14 protein-coding genes and 2 tRNA genes are annotated in these 14,719 nt (G+C 74.7%); 9 read left to right on the plus strand and 7 right to left on the minus strand.

Annotation, left to right across the window (positions count from 1 at the left end):
- Positions 1-20 precede the first annotated feature (20 nt).
- The 5 genes from ABZ721_RS19860 to ABZ721_RS19880 all read left to right on the plus strand — a co-directional run bounded on the left by ABZ721_RS19860 (position 21) and on the right by ABZ721_RS19880 (position 3,610).
- The gene (locus tag ABZ721_RS19860) at positions 21-524 is read left to right on the plus strand and encodes a GNAT family N-acetyltransferase (RefSeq protein WP_358789936.1); all 504 of its coding nucleotides are present in this window, start codon (positions 21-23) and stop codon (positions 522-524) included.
- 49 nt (positions 525-573) lie between these two features.
- Positions 574-1,164 carry a TetR/AcrR family transcriptional regulator gene (locus ABZ721_RS19865; protein WP_358789937.1) on the plus strand — a complete coding sequence of 197 codons (591 nt, stop codon included), beginning with the start codon at positions 574-576 and terminating at the stop codon, positions 1,162-1,164.
- Positions 1,165-1,253: 89 nt separating this feature from the next.
- Positions 1,254-2,714 (plus strand): MFS transporter, encoded by a 1,461-nt coding sequence (locus ABZ721_RS19870; RefSeq protein ID WP_358789938.1) that lies wholly within the window; start codon positions 1,254-1,256, stop codon positions 2,712-2,714.
- A complete protein-coding gene (locus ABZ721_RS19875) occupies positions 2,711-3,472 on the plus strand; it encodes a glucose 1-dehydrogenase (protein ID WP_358789939.1) in 762 nt (253 codons plus the stop codon). The genes ABZ721_RS19870 and ABZ721_RS19875 overlap by 4 nt, the downstream gene beginning before the upstream one ends.
- Before the next feature lie 35 nt (positions 3,473-3,507).
- Positions 3,508-3,610, plus strand: a tRNA-Arg gene (locus ABZ721_RS19880).
- A gap of 213 nt (positions 3,611-3,823) precedes the next feature.
- On the opposite strand, the gene ABZ721_RS19885 is transcribed toward ABZ721_RS19880, so the two are convergent.
- Positions 3,824-3,897 (minus strand) — tRNA-Trp (locus tag ABZ721_RS19885).
- Positions 3,888-5,978: a phage holin family protein gene (locus tag ABZ721_RS19890; protein WP_358790029.1), complete on the minus strand. Its 2,091-nt coding sequence runs from the start codon at positions 5,976-5,978 to the stop codon at positions 3,888-3,890. Before ABZ721_RS19890 ends, ABZ721_RS19885 begins: the two co-directional genes overlap by 10 nt.
- 242 nt (positions 5,979-6,220) lie before the next feature.
- On the opposite strand from ABZ721_RS19890, the gene ABZ721_RS19895 reads away from it, so the two are divergent.
- Both ABZ721_RS19895 and ABZ721_RS19900 read left to right on the plus strand, forming a co-directional pair.
- Positions 6,221-6,994 (plus strand): MBL fold metallo-hydrolase, encoded by a 774-nt coding sequence (locus ABZ721_RS19895; RefSeq protein ID WP_358789940.1) that lies wholly within the window; start codon positions 6,221-6,223, stop codon positions 6,992-6,994.
- Positions 6,991-7,647, plus strand: coding sequence for a VTT domain-containing protein (locus ABZ721_RS19900; protein ID WP_358789941.1), 657 nt, complete (start codon positions 6,991-6,993; stop codon positions 7,645-7,647). Before ABZ721_RS19895 ends, ABZ721_RS19900 begins: the two co-directional genes overlap by 4 nt.
- A gap of 69 nt (positions 7,648-7,716) precedes the next feature.
- On the opposite strand, the gene ABZ721_RS19905 is transcribed toward ABZ721_RS19900, so the two are convergent.
- The 3 genes from ABZ721_RS19905 to ABZ721_RS19915 form a co-directional block, all read right to left on the minus strand.
- Entirely contained in the window at positions 7,717-8,730 is a 1,014-nt protein-coding gene (locus ABZ721_RS19905; protein ID WP_358789942.1) for an MBL fold metallo-hydrolase, read from the minus strand.
- A gap of 73 nt (positions 8,731-8,803) precedes the next feature.
- Positions 8,804-9,976: a pyridoxal phosphate-dependent aminotransferase gene (locus ABZ721_RS19910; RefSeq protein WP_358789943.1), complete on the minus strand. Its 1,173-nt coding sequence runs from the start codon at positions 9,974-9,976 to the stop codon at positions 8,804-8,806.
- 173 nt (positions 9,977-10,149) lie between these two features.
- Entirely contained in the window at positions 10,150-10,809 is a 660-nt protein-coding gene (locus tag ABZ721_RS19915) for an HAD family hydrolase (protein WP_358789944.1), read from the minus strand.
- 60 nt (positions 10,810-10,869) lie between these two features.
- Between ABZ721_RS19915 and ABZ721_RS19920 the strand changes: the two genes are divergently transcribed.
- Positions 10,870-12,357, plus strand: a complete 1,488-nt coding sequence (locus ABZ721_RS19920; protein WP_358789945.1) for a phosphatase PAP2 family protein — start codon at positions 10,870-10,872, stop codon at positions 12,355-12,357.
- Between the two features lie 76 nt (positions 12,358-12,433).
- Here the strand turns inward: ABZ721_RS19920 and ABZ721_RS19925 are convergent, their stop codons facing one another.
- On the minus strand, positions 12,434-12,886 hold the full coding sequence (locus tag ABZ721_RS19925) for an SseB family protein (RefSeq protein ID WP_358789946.1): 453 nt from the start codon (positions 12,884-12,886) through the stop codon (positions 12,434-12,436).
- Between the two features lie 116 nt (positions 12,887-13,002).
- On the opposite strand from ABZ721_RS19925, the gene ABZ721_RS19930 reads away from it, so the two are divergent.
- Positions 13,003-13,605, plus strand: a complete 603-nt coding sequence (locus tag ABZ721_RS19930; RefSeq protein WP_358789947.1) for a GNAT family protein — start codon at positions 13,003-13,005, stop codon at positions 13,603-13,605.
- A gap of 21 nt (positions 13,606-13,626) precedes the next feature.
- Here the strand turns inward: ABZ721_RS19930 and ABZ721_RS19935 are convergent, their stop codons facing one another.
- A complete protein-coding gene (locus tag ABZ721_RS19935; RefSeq protein WP_358789948.1) occupies positions 13,627-14,694 on the minus strand; it encodes an RNA ligase (ATP) in 1,068 nt (355 codons plus the stop codon).
- Positions 14,695-14,719 lie beyond the last annotated feature (25 nt).

The raw sequence follows: 14,719 nt of genomic DNA on the forward strand, positions 1-14,719 counted from the left end.
CATTCTGCGTCATATTCAGCATGAATGATCTTCCTGTACGGATACGCCCTGCTGAGATGGACGACCTGGACGCGGTCGTGAGCATCCACACGGCGGCGTGCGCCGCGGCGCACCGCGAGGGCTCCGCTCCCGCCGAGGAGCTGGAGGCGCCGGGCGGTCTGCTCGCGCGGTTCAACGGATGGGCGCGGGCCATCCAGTTGCCCGGGAAGACGACCCTGATCGCCGAGGCCGACGGCGAGGTGGTCGGCGTGCTCTCCATGGAGTCGGACGCGCCCGGCACCGCGCTGGAGCTGTCGCAGATCCACGTGCGGCCCGGCCAGTGGCGGCGGGGCATCGGCGGCCGGCTGCACGCGGCGTACGTGCAGTCCCTGCGGGAGACCGGCGTGCTCACCGGGCTCGCGGGGGTATGGGAGCACAACGACCGGGCGCGGGCGTTCTACGCGGGGCTCGGGTGGCGGCCGGTCGGGACGGTGGAGACGGGCGGGGACGGGCTGCGCCGGCTGCGGCTGCGCCTCGAAGTCTGAGCCGGATCTTTCTTGACTGACCGTTCTCGATACAGGTAGCGTCATTCGCGTGGCCAGGACCAAGGAGTTCGATCCGGACGCCGCGCTGCAGTCGGCCCTCGAGCTGTTCTGGCGGCGCGGCTACGAGGCGACGTCGATGGCCGACCTCGTCGAGCACCTCGGCATCGCCCGCGCCAGCATCTACGGGACGTTCGGCAGCAAGCACGGGCTGTACGTCAGGGCGCTGGAGCGGTACGGGGAGCTCTGCGATCCGGCCCTGATGGAGGAACTGTCGCAGCCGGGACCCGCGCTGCCCGCCGTCCGCTCCGTCGTGACGCGCTTCGCGGAGGAGTCCGCCTGCGACGACCTGCGACGCGGCTGCTTCATCACCAACACCGCCGTCGAGCTGGCGCCGCACGACCAGGCCGCCGCGCGGCGCGTCGAGGCCAGCTGGGACTGGCTGGAGACGGCGCTCGCCTCGGCCCTCACCCGCGCGCGGGCCCAGGGGGAGCTGCCCGAGGGGCGCGATCCGCGGGCGCTGGCCCGGCTGCTGCTCGTCCTCATGCAGGGCATGCGGGTGGTCGGCAAGGCCGGCCAGGACCCGGCCCGCGTCAGGGACGCGGCAGCCCAGACCCTCTCCCTCCTGGACCTTCCCGACTAGGACCGCCGCCCCGACCCTCGGGCGGTCTTCCGTCTGCCCTTATTCGAGAATGATCGATCCAATATCAAGCCGGAAGGGCGCTGGGGGACATGTCGTCGAAGAACGGCTTCGCGCTGCTCGGAACCATCCAGGCCACCCTCATCTTCACCATCATGATCCTCATGGTGCCGCTCCCCCGGATCGCCCGGGAGTTCGGCCTCGACCCGTCCGGACTCCTGCTCCTGAGCACCGCGTACGGGCTCTCCTTCAGCGGACTGCTGCTCCTGGGCGGCCGGCTGGCCGACCGGCACGGCGGACGCCGGATGCTGACGGTCGGCCTGTCGGTCTTCGCCGCCGCCTCGGTGGCGGGCGCCCTGGCGCCCGGCGCCACCTCGCTGACGGCCTTCCGGTTCGTCCAGGGCCTCGGGGCCGCGCTGACCGCCCCGGCCGCGATGGCCCTGGTACGCCGGCTGTTCCCGACCCCCGCCGGCCATGACCGGGCCATGGCGACCTGGGGCGGCCTCTCGGTCCTCGGCGCGACCGCCGGAGGCCTGTTCTCCGGAGCCGTGACCACGTGGATCTCCTGGCGGGGCACGTTCCTCGTACCGGTGCTCGTCGCCCTGGCCGGGCTCGTCCTCGCCCCCCGGCTGCTGCCCGCCGACCCGCGCCGACCCGGTGCGCCACCGCCGCTGGACGTGGGCGGGGCCGTGACGGCGACCGCCGGGGTCACCGCGGCCGGCTACGGCCTGGTGGCCACCGGGGAACGCCCCTGGTCGTCGGCCGCCGTACTCGTCCCGCTGACCGCGGGCGTGCTGCTGCTCGCCGCGTTCGCGCTCGTCGAACGCCGGGCCCGCGAGCCGCTGCTGCCGCCCGGCTTCCTGCGCGACACCCGGCGGGCCACCGCGCTCGCGGCCATCATGGTGACCGCGGCGGGCACCGCCCTCACCTTCTACCTGCTCTCCCTGTACCTCCAGCAGGTGCGCGGCTGGTCGCCGCTGCGGACCTCCGCCGCCTTCGTTCCGTACGCCGCCGCCCTCGTCGGCTCCGGACGCGCCGCAGGACCGCTCATCGGGCGGTTCGGAGCCCGCGCCGTCACCGCGGGCGGCCTGGCAGTCGGGGCCGCCGGGCTGCTGCTGCTCGCCGGCCTCGACCCGCGGACCCCGTACGCCACGGGCCTGCTGCCCGGACTGCTCCTGCTGCCCGCCGGAGCGGGCGGGGCGTTCGCCGGCGCCACCGTGCTCGCCACCGCCGGAGTGCCGCGCCGACGGGCGGGGTTGGCGGCGGGCGTCATGAACACCGCCATGGAACTGGGGCCGACCGTCGGCCTCGCGGGGCTGATGTCCGTCGCCGCCATCCCCTCCACGCCCGTCGCCGGGTACGCGGCCGCCTTCGCCGCCGTCGGCGTCGGCTACGCGCTCACCGCCGCCGTCGCCGCGCTCGCCCTGCGACCGCGCCCCGACCCGGCCCCAGCCACCGCACCGAGCGCACCGAGCGCACCCGCTGCATCCGCTGCTCCCACCGCACCCACCGCACCCACCGCACCCACCACCATCAAGGAGTTGTCGTCATGACCGCACGCTTCACCGGCAGGACCGTCCTCGTCACCGGCGCCGGATCCGGTATCGGCCGGGGCATCGCCCTCGCCTTCGCCCGGGAGGGCGCCAGGGTCGCCGTCGCCGGGCGCACGGCGGAACCGCTGAAGGAGACGGTCGCGCTCATCGAGGCGGCGGGCGGCGAAGCCGTCGCCCTCACCGCCGACATCACGCGCTCGCAGGACGTGCGGCGGCTGGTCCAGGACACGGTGGCGCGCTTCGGCGGCCTCGACGTCGCCGTCAACAACGTCGGTGTCCTGACGACTCCGGCGCCGGTCGCCGACCTCTCCGAGGACGACTGGCGGTCGGGGCTCGACACCAACCTCACCGGCACCTGGCTCTCGATGAAGCACGAGATCACCCACATGCGCGCCCACGGCGGCGGCGCGATCGTCAACGTCGCCTCCAACCTCGGCGCCCACAGCCGCCGCCCGAACCTGGGCGCGTACGCGGCCGCCAAGGCCGCCGTCAGCGTGCTGACCCGCAACGCCGCCCTCGACCACATCGCCGACGGCGTGCGCATCAACGCGGTCAGCCCCGGGCCTGTCGACACCCCGATGTCCACCCGCCCCGGCGAGAGCGCCGCCGACAAGGCGGGCCGCATGGGGCGCGAGGTCCCGGCCGGCCGGGCCGGGTCCGTCGACGAGATCGCCGCCGCCGTGCTGTATCTCGCCTCCCCCGAGGCCGCGTTCACCGTCGGAGCCGACCTCGTCCTGGACGGCGGCATCACCGCCTGACTCCGCCGCGGCCCCACCGGAAAACGGGGCGACAGCGGCCGGTCATCCGCCTAGGCTGGCGCCGTCCAGGTGCGCAAGCAACGGTTGCTTCCCTTTCGGAGGACGTGGTCCCGGGTTCGACTCCCGGCCGGCGGCCCAGCCGTGGGTAGCTCAGTGGTAGAGCGCGTTGATGTCACCGTCGCGACATCTGATCTCTGGACACCCGAACGAACAGGCGCCCCTTCCCGCTCCGCGCGGCAAGGGGCGCTTCGCTGTCCGCATCCAGAGCCGCCGATGCGAGAAGGCGGCCGACGCCGAAGGGCGGCACCCGGAGTTCCGGGTGCCGCCCTTCGGGGTGAAGTGAGCGACGGGCAAGGGCGGCAGGGTTCGAACCTGCGACACCTGGTGTTGGAGACCAGTGCTCTGTCCAGCTGAGCTACGCCCCTTGGTGTTGGGGCAACTCTCCCGGTTCCGGCAGGTCCTGCGCAAAGGGATTTTCGTGGCCGAGCCAGCCGCGCAGCACGTCGTGCAGCGACTCGGCACCCGTCAGGGGGCCCTGCGGTTCCGGCAGCGTGCAGGGGAAGAGGAGGAACGGGCGGCTCTGGTCGCCGCCCAGGCCGCCGTGCGAGCCCGCCTGCTGCTCGAAGGCGTGGACGGCGCCGGTGGCCGGGTCGTAGGAGGAGTTGACCATCACGTCGGCGACGTGCGGGAAGCCGTCGGTGCGCCGGACCGTTTCCGCGGCACCCCTGCCGAACGGGGCGAGGGGGTCGGCGCCGCGGATGCGGCCGGTGTCGAGCTCGTGCTCCGCGCCGCCCGCGCCCAGCGCGAGCGGGCCCCGGACGGCGCTGCGGACGAGGACGAAGCCGATGCCCGGGTGGTCCACCAGGGTGCGCAGGAGCGTCGGGTAGCGCTCGTCGATCTCCTCGCGGGTGACGCGGCCCGGGAGGTCGGGGAAGGTGACGAGGCCGAGGTTGCCCGAGGCCAGGACCACCGGGTCGGAGGGCGGCCCGGCGCACTCCTTCTCCTCCTCCGGGTGCCGGCCCCGCTCGTCCCGGTACAGCGCGGTGCGGGCCGCCGTCCTGGCCTCGGCGCCGCTCACGCTGCGCCCGGCGCGGCGCGGGACGGGGAGGTCGCAGCCGGCGCGGACGAGTTCCTTCAGCGTCAGCCCGTACGCGTCGGCGAACGTCTGGCCGTAGCTCTGGCCGTGGTCGGAGAGGAGCACGATCCGGTACGGGCGGGGCGCGTAGCGGGCGGCGTCGGCGATGAGCCGGACCGAGGCGTCCAGCCGGTTCAGCACCTTGAAGGCGTCGCGGCTGCGCGGACCGGAGTGGTGGGCCACCTCGTCGTACGCGACGAGGTCCGCGTAGACCGCGGTGCGGCCGGCGAGCATGTCGCCGACCACGGCGGCGACCGCGACATCGCGTTCGACGACGGTCGCGAAGGCGCGCAGCAGCGGGTACAGGCCGCCGCGCTTGATCCGCGGGCGTTCCCGGCGCAGCCGGGACGCCGTCGACTCGGCGATCTCGCGACCGACCTCGGCCACGAAGGACCAGGCGGTGCGGACGGCGTTGGCGGGGTCGGAGAAGTACGCGAAGTAGCCGGACCGGGAGCGGCGGAACGTGCCGCGCCGGACCGCCGCCGACATCACCAGCGCCATCTGGTCCGCGCCGCCGCTGAACAGGTTGCCGCGGCTCGCGCCGTCCTCGGCGAGCAGCCCGCGCGAGCCGGTGCGCTCGATCGCCCGGCGTTCCAGCTCCGCCGCGCTGGAGGGCCGGTTGCAGACCATCAGCTGCCCGGTGTCCTTCTCGAACCAGCGGAAGGCGGGCACGTCGTGGTTGGACCCGTGCAGGATGCCGAGCTGGCTGGCGCCGGTCTGGCTGCTCCAGTCGGTGCGCCACGGCACCATCCGGTGGCTGCTGTCGAGCCACTCCGCGACGGTCTCCATCGCGGGCGGCCGGGTCCGGCCGCCGCGGTGCGAGGGGCGGACGGCCTCGCGCAGGACGTCGTGGCCGACGCCGTCGAGCTGGAGGAAGACCGTGCCGGGCACCTGCGGCCCCGCCTCGCCGCGCTCGGGCCGGCGGCGGCCGGCGAGCCGCGCGAGCCGCCGTCCGTACGCCTCGTCGTCCCGCACCGCGAGCGCGGTGCTGGTCGCCGACGACGTCGCCGACATCACGGCGGCGATCACGACGGCCGTGGCGGGTGTGATCTCGCCGTGCGGGGTGAAACGCAGGGCGATCAGCAGGAGCGACCCGTTGAGGAAGAAGACCAGCAGGCCCAGCACCAGCGCCGGGACGAGCAGCAGGGCGCGCACCAGCACGGGCCAGACCAGGGCGCTGAGCAGACCGAAGGCGCCCGCGCCGATCCCGGCGGTGACCGCCATCTGCGGCGGGTCGTCGCCGTCGGGCGACTGGATGCTGAAGTCGGGCAGGATGCCCGCCAGGGCCGCCAGCGTCGCCGCCGACACCGCCCAGACGATCACCACTCGCGCGACCGCCCGCCCAGCGGACCGCCACCGCCACCGCCGCAGCACGCCCGGCTCACCCCATGTCCTGTTCGCGGCCCGGTCCCCGGCGTCGCCGGGCCCGGGTGACTCCTGCACGCTGTCCACCCTGCCACAACGTCCTTCCGCCGCCGTCCGGGCCACCCCCGCACCGGCCGGGTGATCGGCATAGGGTCGGGGGCGGCGGACACGAGTACGGGTACGGGCGACAGGGCGGGTACGGGCGCCTGTGCGGGTACGGACGACAGTGCGGTGGAGGGACGGTTCCGGTGACGGTGGAGATCACGTGGTGGGGGCATGCCACGACGACCGTGCGGGACTCCGGCGTCCGCGTGCTGACCGACCCGCTGTTCGTGCGGCGCCTCGCGCACCTGCGGCGGCGGCGCGGGGCGGTGCCACCGCCCGAGGCGGCGGTCGCGGACGTCGCCGTCGTCTCCCATCTGCACGCCGACCACCTGCACCCCGCCTCGCTGGCCCGCCTCGCGCCCGGCACGCGCGTGCTGGTGCCGCGCGGCGCGCCCCGGGCCGTGCCGGGGCTGCGGCGGCTGCGGGGACTCGACCTGGTCGAGGTGACGGCGGGCGACGAGGTGCGGGTCGGCCCGCTGACCATCCGCGCGGTGCCCGCCGCGCACGACGGACGGCGGCTGCCGTACGGGCCGCACCACGTCGCGGCACTCGGCTACGTGGTGCACGGTGAGGCCAGGACGTACTTCGCCGGGGACACCGGGCTGTTCGACGACATGGCCGCCGAGGTCGGGCCCTGCGACACGGCGCTGCTGCCGGTCGGCGGCTGGGGTCCGTTCCTGGGCACCGGGCACCTGGACGCGGAACGGGCCGCGCAGGCGCTGGCGCGGCTCGCGCCCGCCGCGGCGGTGCCGATCCACTACGGCACCCTCTGGCCGGTGGGCATGGACGCGGTACGGCCGCACGAGTTCCACACCCCGGGCACCGAGTTCGTCCGGCAGGCGGCGCTGCTCGCCCCGGACGTGGCCGTGCACCGGCTGGAGCACGGCGAGAGCGTACGGCCGGCGGCGGCACGGTGATCCACTACCTCGCGGAGACCGCGCAGTCCTCGAACGCGCAGAGCACCCAGCAGGCGGTCGGCTATCCGACGCTCTTCCTGCTGGTGGTGCTCGGCTCGCTGGTGCCGGTGATCCCGACCGGGGCGCTGGTCAGCGGCGCCGCCGTGGTCGCGTTCCACCAGACCTCCCCGCTCGCGCTCGCGCTGGTCTTCGGGGTGGCGGCGCTGGCGGCCTTCCTCGGCGACGTCGGGCTGTACTGGCTCGGGCTGCGCGGCGTCCGCTCCAAGAACGGCTCGCGCCTGCTGCGCCGCCTGCAGAACCGGGCCGACCCGGAGCACCTGGCCAAGGCGCAGCGGCAGCTCGACCAGCACGGCGTGGCCGTGCTGGTGCTGTCCCGGCTGATCCCCGCGGGGCGCATCCCGGTGATGCTGGCCTGCCTGCTCGGCGAGCTGCCGCTGCGCCGTTTCGTGCGCGGGGACATCGCGGCCTGCCTGGCGTGGGCCGCCGCCTACCAGCTGATCGGGATCGTCGGCGGTTCGCTCTTCCCCGAGCCCTGGCAGGGCGTGGCGCTCGCTGTGGGCATCGCCTTCCTCGTCGCCGTGGTGCCCCAGGTGTGGCGCCGGGCGGGCGCCCGCAAGGCCGACCCGGCGACGGGTGACGCGGCCGACGGGTGACGTGACGGCAGGTGACGTGACGGCGGGTGACCCCCGCCGGGTGACCGGTCGACCGGGCCGGCGGTCCCGTCAGAGCGCGCGGCCGAGGACGCGCGAGGCTCCGACCGGCAGGTCCCACAGCCCTTCGCGGGGGCGGCCGGTGGCGGCCCAGGCCGCCCGCACCCGCGCCAGCGGTTCGAGCGGCGGCTCGGCCGAGAGCAGGAACGTCGCCCAGTGCATGGGGGCCATGGCGGCGGCGCCCACGTCCAGGCAGGCCTGGACGGCCTCCTCCGGGTCGGTGTGGACGGGGCTGAGCATCTCGCGCGGGTCGTACGCGCCGATCGGCAGCAGCGCCAGGTCGATGCCCGGGTGGACGCGGCCGATCTCGGTGAACCAGTGGCCGTAGCCGGTGTCCCCGGCGAAGTACACGCGCTGCCCGTTCCCGTCGGACAGCACCCAGCCGCCCCACAGCGAACGGCAGGTGTCGGTGAGGGTCCGCTTGCTCCAGTGGTGCGCGGGCACGAAGTCGAAGCGCACCCCGCCCAGTTCCGCCGCCTCCCACCAGTCGAGTTCGGTGACGTGCGTGAAGCCGCGGCGGCGGCACCAGGCGGCGAGTCCGGCGGGCACGAAGAGCGGGGTGTCGCGCGGCAGCCGCTTGAGGGTGGGGGCGTCGAGGTGGTCGTAGTGGTTGTGGCTGATGACGACCGCGTCGACGCGCGGCAGCGCCTCCCAGGCGACGCCCACCGGGGTGACGCGGGCCGGGGTGCCGAGGATCTTCTGCGACCAGACGGGGTCGGTGAGCACGGTGAGGCCGCCGATCCGCACCACCCAGCTGGCGTGCCCGGCCCAGGTCACGGCCACGGTGTCGGCGTCGACCTCCGGCAGCGGTCCCGGTTCCAGCGGCAGGTCCGGGAGGGTGGCGAGCGACGCGGCGCTGGGGCGCAGGCCGCCCTTGCGCAGGGTCCTGGCCATCTCGCGGACACCGGGGAGCGGGGCGGTGAGCCGGTCCGCGAAGGACCGCGGCCACACGCGGCGCTCACCGAGCGGACGTGGCTCGCCGAGCGGACGTGGCTCGGCGAGGGCGCGCTCCGTCTGATCTGTCATCGAGTCTCCCATCCGTGGGCGGCACGGGCAGCGGCGGGCGCGGTGGGACGCGCCCCCGTGGCCCGACCGTAGTTCAGCCGGCCGTCAGTTCGGTGAAGGCCGCCTCGAGTTCTGTCAACGCCTGGGCGACATGCGGCAGTTCCAGCGGGTCGGCCGCGCGCAGCGCGGCACGCCGCTGCTCGTCGGTGCCGCCGTGCAGCGCACCGGTGTCGATCCGGACCCGGAGCGCGGCCGGGTCGTCGCCGAACCGGTGGCCGCCGAGGACGCGCCTGCCGAGCCGCCGGGTGAGGTGGCGTTCGAGGGCGGGGGCGTCGGGAAGGTCGTGGGTGTCGTGCGAGGTCAGCTCGGCGTAGAGCTGGAAGCCCGCCTGGGGCGGGCGGCACAGCGCGCCGGCGGCGGTGACGGCCCGGCAGGCGCCGGCCCCGACGGCCGCGTGCAGCCGGTTCGCGGCGGCGTTGTGGGCGCGTACGTCGTCCGGTTCCGTCAGGGCGTACGCCGCCGCCGAGGCGACCGGTGCCGGCAGGAGGGCCCGCAGCTCGGCGCAGCGGTGCGTGACGCGCTCGCGCAGCGCGGTGCCCTCGTCGGAGTCCGGGAAGCGGGCGAGCGCCACCGGACAGCTCGGCGGCGCGAGGGTCGCGCCCAGGTCGTTGAGGACGATGGTCCGCTCGGGGAGCATCTCGGCGGGGCTGAGCAGGACCGTGGAGGGATCGTGGCGGGTGTCGCTGTACGTCTCGTCGGAGACGACGATCAGTCCTGCCTCGGCGGCCGCCTCGCAGCTCTCGCGCAGCAGCTCCGGCGAGGTGACGGTGCCGGTCGGGTCGTCCGCGGGCGACAGCAGCAGCACCCGCGGGTCCGCGCCCTCCGCCCGCGCCCGGCGGACGGCCTCCAGCAGCGCGAACGGGTCCGGCGCGCCCCCGCCCTCCGGCGGTGCCGGGACGGCGGACACCGAACGGCCGAGCAGCCGGGCGAGGGGCGCCTGCCAGGCGGCGGCCGGCCGGGCGAGCACCAGGCCGCCGCCGGTGGCGTCGAGGATCGCGAGCAGCAGTTGCTCGGCGCCGGGCGCGGCCACGACGCGCCCGGATTCGGTCGGCAGCCCGCGGCGCTTCCAGTACCCGGCGGCCGCCTGCCGCACCGCGGGACCGCCGCCGGCCGGCTCCACCCCGTCGCCCGCGAGGCGGGCGTTCCAGTACGCGGGAACGGGCAGCCCCGGATCGGGCCTGAGCTCGTACGGGGTCGTCCCCTGCATCGTGCCTCCGGTGCGTCAGTGGCTGCCGCCACCATCCCAGCCCGCGCACGCCCCGCACGAGCGCCATGCCCGCCCGCACCTCCACCCACCCGTTTGCCGGGGTGGAGGCGGGTGCGGGGGTGAGCGCCGGCGGGTGGGCGCCGGAACCAGTCGGCGGTGGTCGAGCGCCGGAACTACCGGGATCGGCCGGACAGCAGCCCCGGCAGGTCGCGCATCTCGTCGAAGACGACCGTCCCCGGACCTTCGAGCCAGGCCCGCGGGGTGAGCCCGCCGCAGTACCCGAAGGCGCGCATGCCCGCCGCACGGGCCGCCTCGACGCCGAAGTGGCTGTCCTCGACCACCACGCAGTGGGCCGGGTCCGCACCCAGCGTGCGGGCCGCGTGCAGGAACAGGTCCGGGGCCGGCTTGCCGCGCTCGACCTCGGTCGCGCTGAAGATCCGGCCGGCGAAGCGCGGGAGGAGGCCGGTGAGTTCGAGCGAGTACCGCAACCCGGGGTGGGTGTTGCTGGACGCGACGCAGGTGGGGGAGGCGATCAGGTCGAGCGCCTCGGTGATGCCGTCCACGGCGGTCAGCTCGGCGTCGAACGCCGCCCGGTACCAGGGCCGGTACCGCTCGTACCAGCCGTCCGGGAGCGGCTCGCCGAGGTGCTCCTCGATCGCGGCGGTCATGTCGAGGTGCGAGCGGCCCACGAAGCGCTCGACGATCTCGGCCTCGCCCATCGGCCAGCCGAGTTCGGCCAGCATCCTCGCGTCGACGCGGACGGCGAGGCGCTCGCTGTCGACCAGGACGCCGTCGCAGTCGAAGATCACCAGGTCTATTCGATCATCAGCCACCCGGGCATCCTAGGCGAGCGGGATGGTATCGAAACCCGCTGCGCGGGTAGCCGGTAGCGCATGAAGCATCGTGCCAGGGCCCACTCCTTGAAGATGTGGGACCACAAGCTGTTCCACCAGGTCGCCAGCCACAGCTGGCCCGGGGCCGAGCCGGTACTTCCGCGGCTGAGCCGCAGCGCCAACCACGGCCTGCTCTGGTTCGGGGTGGCCGCCGGCATCGCCGCGGTCGGCGGAAGGGACGGCCGCCGGGCGGCCCTGCGCGGGATCGGCTCCCTGGCGCTGGCCTCCGCGACGGTCAACACCGTCGGCAAGCGGGCGGTGCGCCGGGCGCGGCCGATAGTGGACGCCGTTCCGGTGATACGGCGTCTGCGGCACCAGCCCTTCACCACCTCCTTCCCCTCCGGCCACGCCGCCTCCGCCGCCGCCTTCGCGACCGGGGTCCTCATGGAGTCCGGCCGCTGGGGCACGGTCGTGGCACCGATCGCCGCCTCGGTGGCGTTCTCCCGGGTCTACACCGGGGTGCACTACCCGAGCGACGTGGTGGCCGGTGCGGCGTTCGGTATGGGCGCCGCCCTCGCGGTGCGGGCCCTCATCCCCACCTCCGACGGTTCGCCCGCCGACGTGGGCCCGGCCGTGAACGCCCCCTCGCTGCCGGAGGGGCGCGGGCTGTTCGTCGTGGTCAACGAACTCTCCGGGCCGCCCGCGCTGCTCAACCCGCCCGCCGAGCGGATCCGCACCGCCCTGCCGATGGCCGGGGTCGCGGAGCGCACCGAGGACGACGACCTCGCCGAGCTGCTGGAGAAGGCCGCCCAGCAGGCGATCGAGCACAACGGCGCGCTCGGCGTGTGCGGCGGCGACGGAACGGTCACGCTGGCCGCGTCGATCGCCATGCGCCACAGCCTCCCGCTGGTGGTCTTCCCGGGCGGGACGCGCAACCACTTCGCCCTCGACCTCGGCATCAACACGGTCGAGGACGCGGCCGTCGCCGTCATGGCGGGCACCGCGGCCGCCGTGGACATCGCGACGTACACCTCGTACGACACCCCGGGCGGCGCGGAGGCGGTCCCCTTCGTCAACACGTTCAGCATCGGCTCGTACCCCGAGCTGGTGCGCGTCCGCGAGCGCTGGTCGCGGCGGGTGGGCAGCTGGCCCGCGAGCGTCCTGGCGGCGGTGCACGTGCTGCGCACGTCCGAGCCGGTCGACGTCGAGATCAACGGGCGCCGCCGGTCGGTCTGGCTGATCTTCGCCGGGAACTGCGAGTACTCGAGCGTGGGGCTCGCGCCGGTGCGCCGCCGCGACCTGAACGACGGGATCCTGGACGTACGCATCGTCGACGGCGGCCCGTTCGCCCGGACGCGCCTGGTCGGGGCCGCCGTGACCGGCTTCCTCACCCGCTCGCCCGTGTACTCCGCCGCCAAGCTGCGCCGGCTGCGGATCCGCGGCCTGGGCGCGGGAAGCCATCTCGCGTACGACGGCGAGGTGGTCCCCGCACCCTCGGAACTGCTGCTCGGCAAGCTGCCCAGCGCGCTGGTGGTCTACCGGCCGTGAGCTGACGGAGCGGCGCCCGTCCGGCTGCTGACGTGCCGGCCGGGTCGGGCGTCTTGGCCAGGCCGGACGGGTCGGGTCAGGAGGCCGGGCCCGGTCCGGCGGCGGGCCCGGAGCCCGACAGGGCGGCCAGCGCCCGCACCCCGGGCCCCGCGATGCTCAGCGCGTCGGGTGAACCGGTGTCGATGGCGAGGGTCAGCTCGTCGGACGGCCAGCTGCCGGTGAGGGCGGACAGCGGCACCAGCCGGTAGCGCTGCATCCCCGGCAGCGCCTGGGCCATCCGCTCCTCGGAGGTGAACACCGGCACGAGCTTGACGCCGTCCTCCTGCTCGTACACCGGCAGCTGGATGCCCTGCGGTTCCGCGGGGTCCTGCGCGGCGTCGTCGGCTTCCCCGGGACCGCCCGGGACGGGAAGCAGCACGTCACTGAGGGCGAGGGTGCTGAGCGCGATCACGTTCTCGCCGCCCTTGGCGATCTCGTGGAGCGCTTGCTGCGCCGGGGGCAGGGCGCCATTGGAATGGATGTCGGTCATGGCTACGAGTCCTTTCGGCGACTGAAACTCCCGCGTACCCCACCTGGCGGCGGAACATGCGGTCCAGCATCCAAAACCGGCTGGCCGCGCCGAATCGGCTGTGGTTACGTGCGCACATGGTTGCCACTTCGCCCTCGCCCACCGTCCTGACCGGCCGTTTCGTCCGGCTCGAACCGCTCGGCCCGGAGCACGTGCCGGACCTGTTCGCCGCCGGAGGCGGTGACGAGGAGGTGTGGCGCTGGATGCCCGTCGAGCCGCCGCGCACGGAGGAGGAGCTGCGCGACCTGGCGGCCACGGTCAGCGCGAAGAGCCGGAAGACGGGCGGTGCCGCGTTCGCCGTGATCGAACTCGGCAGCGGGCGGGCGGTCGGCTGGACCACGCTCTCGGACGTGAGCACCGTCGACGAGCGGCTGGAGATCGGCTGGACCTGGTACGGCCGCGCCTACTGGCGCAGCCCGGTCAACACCGAGACGAAGCTGCTGCTGATGACCTACGTCTACGAGGAACTGGGCATGGGCCGCGTCATGTGGAAGACGGACCTGCTCAACACCCGCTCCCAGCAGGCGATCCTGCGGCTGGGCGCGCGGCGCGAGGGCGTCTGGCGCCGCCACCGGCTGCGGTCGGACGGCGTCACCTGGCGTGACAGCGTCTTCTTCTCGCTGCTCGCCGACGAGTGGCCGGACGCGAAGCGGCGGCTCCGCGCCCGGCTGGACGCCTGACGTCCTGCTCGATCGCCCGGCTCACTCGTACTCGGTGCCGCCCTTGCGGGTCAGGTAGGCGTCGCTGACGACCTTGGCGATGGCCCGGCCGCCGAGCACCGGGCTGTAACGGTCCTCGGCGGTCCGCACCACGACGCCCTCGCGCACGTGCAGGCCGCGCCCGGAGACCGTCTCCGCGCCCTGGGCCAGCTTCAGCGCCGTGTCCACATCGAAGGGACCGCTGAACAGGACCGGAACCAGCGGCACTTCGCCCTCCAGCAGCTCGTGCGGGTCGAGCCAGCGGACCTGCCCGTCGATCTCGGCCGACACGTCGAAGGCCGCGTAGGCGGGAGCGCCGTGCCGGCCGTCCTCGCCGTACCCGAGGTCCTGCACGCCGGCGCCGTAGACCTCACCGAAGATGCCGATCCGCGACGCGCCCAGCTGCGCGGCGAGCCGGGCGGCGACGGCGGGCAGGCCGTGGCCGCGCACGGCACGCCAGTACAGGTTGCCGTCGGCCTCCTGCAGCGCCAGCCGCTGCGAACCCAGCCCCTTGGAGGTGACCTGGACGCGCCCGGTGTACGCGAAGTAGCTGAGGCAGCAGGCGGTGCCGTGCAGCTTCTCGGTGATCACGACCGGGTCGCCGGGCGCGAAGATGTCCGGGTAGCGCTTGAGGTTCTCGATGTCGGTCCACGGCAGCAGATCCGGCGCGGCCTCCACGTCACCGCTCATCGACACCGGGATCGGCGGCACCCACTTCACGACGCCGAGCAGCTCCGCGAAGTCCGCCCCGTCGGCCGCCGCCCGCTCCAGATCCGTACCGGCCAGCGCCTGCGGCCGGCACACGATGCCCTGCGACAGCTCCCCGCGCAGCCGCACCGCCCGCACCCGGTCCGCCTTCGACCCGGCGAGCCGCCCGGTCAGCCCCAGCTCCGCGATGAGCGCCTCGGGCAGGACGGCCTGCTCGGGTATGTAGACCGCGAACTCCCCCGTCCGGTACACGCCCTTCGCCACGACCGCCCGGTAGAGCCCGACCTGCGCCAGCTCCAGTGCGTCCGCGTTCGGATGCTCGTGAATCGTCAACCGCTCGGCACTCACCCGCAACGTGGACATGCGGCAGCCCTCCCCCGTCGTCCGT

This window comes from Streptomyces sp. NPDC006733 (assembly GCF_040636125.1).
GTDB lineage: Bacteria > Actinomycetota > Actinomycetes > Streptomycetales > Streptomycetaceae > Actinacidiphila.

Coding starts and splice junctions, on each gene's coding strand:
- ABZ721_RS19860 (WP_358789936.1), top strand. CDS start 21: ATGAATGATCTTCCTGTACGGATACGCCCTGCTGAGATGGACGACCTG.
- ABZ721_RS19870 (WP_358789938.1), top strand. CDS start 1,254: ATGTCGTCGAAGAACGGCTTCGCGCTGCTCGGAACCATCCAGGCCACC.
- ABZ721_RS19875 (WP_358789939.1), top strand. CDS start 2,711: ATGACCGCACGCTTCACCGGCAGGACCGTCCTCGTCACCGGCGCCGGA.
- ABZ721_RS19905 (WP_358789942.1), bottom strand. CDS start 8,730: ATGACAGATCAGACGGAGCGCGCCCTCGCCGAGCCACGTCCGCTCGGC.
- ABZ721_RS19910 (WP_358789943.1), bottom strand. CDS start 9,976: ATGCAGGGGACGACCCCGTACGAGCTCAGGCCCGATCCGGGGCTGCCC.
- ABZ721_RS19920 (WP_358789945.1), top strand. CDS start 10,870: ATGAAGCATCGTGCCAGGGCCCACTCCTTGAAGATGTGGGACCACAAG.
- ABZ721_RS19925 (WP_358789946.1), bottom strand. CDS start 12,886: ATGACCGACATCCATTCCAATGGCGCCCTGCCCCCGGCGCAGCAAGCG.
- ABZ721_RS19930 (WP_358789947.1), top strand. CDS start 13,003: ATGGTTGCCACTTCGCCCTCGCCCACCGTCCTGACCGGCCGTTTCGTC.
- ABZ721_RS19935 (WP_358789948.1), bottom strand. CDS start 14,694: ATGTCCACGTTGCGGGTGAGTGCCGAGCGGTTGACGATTCACGAGCAT.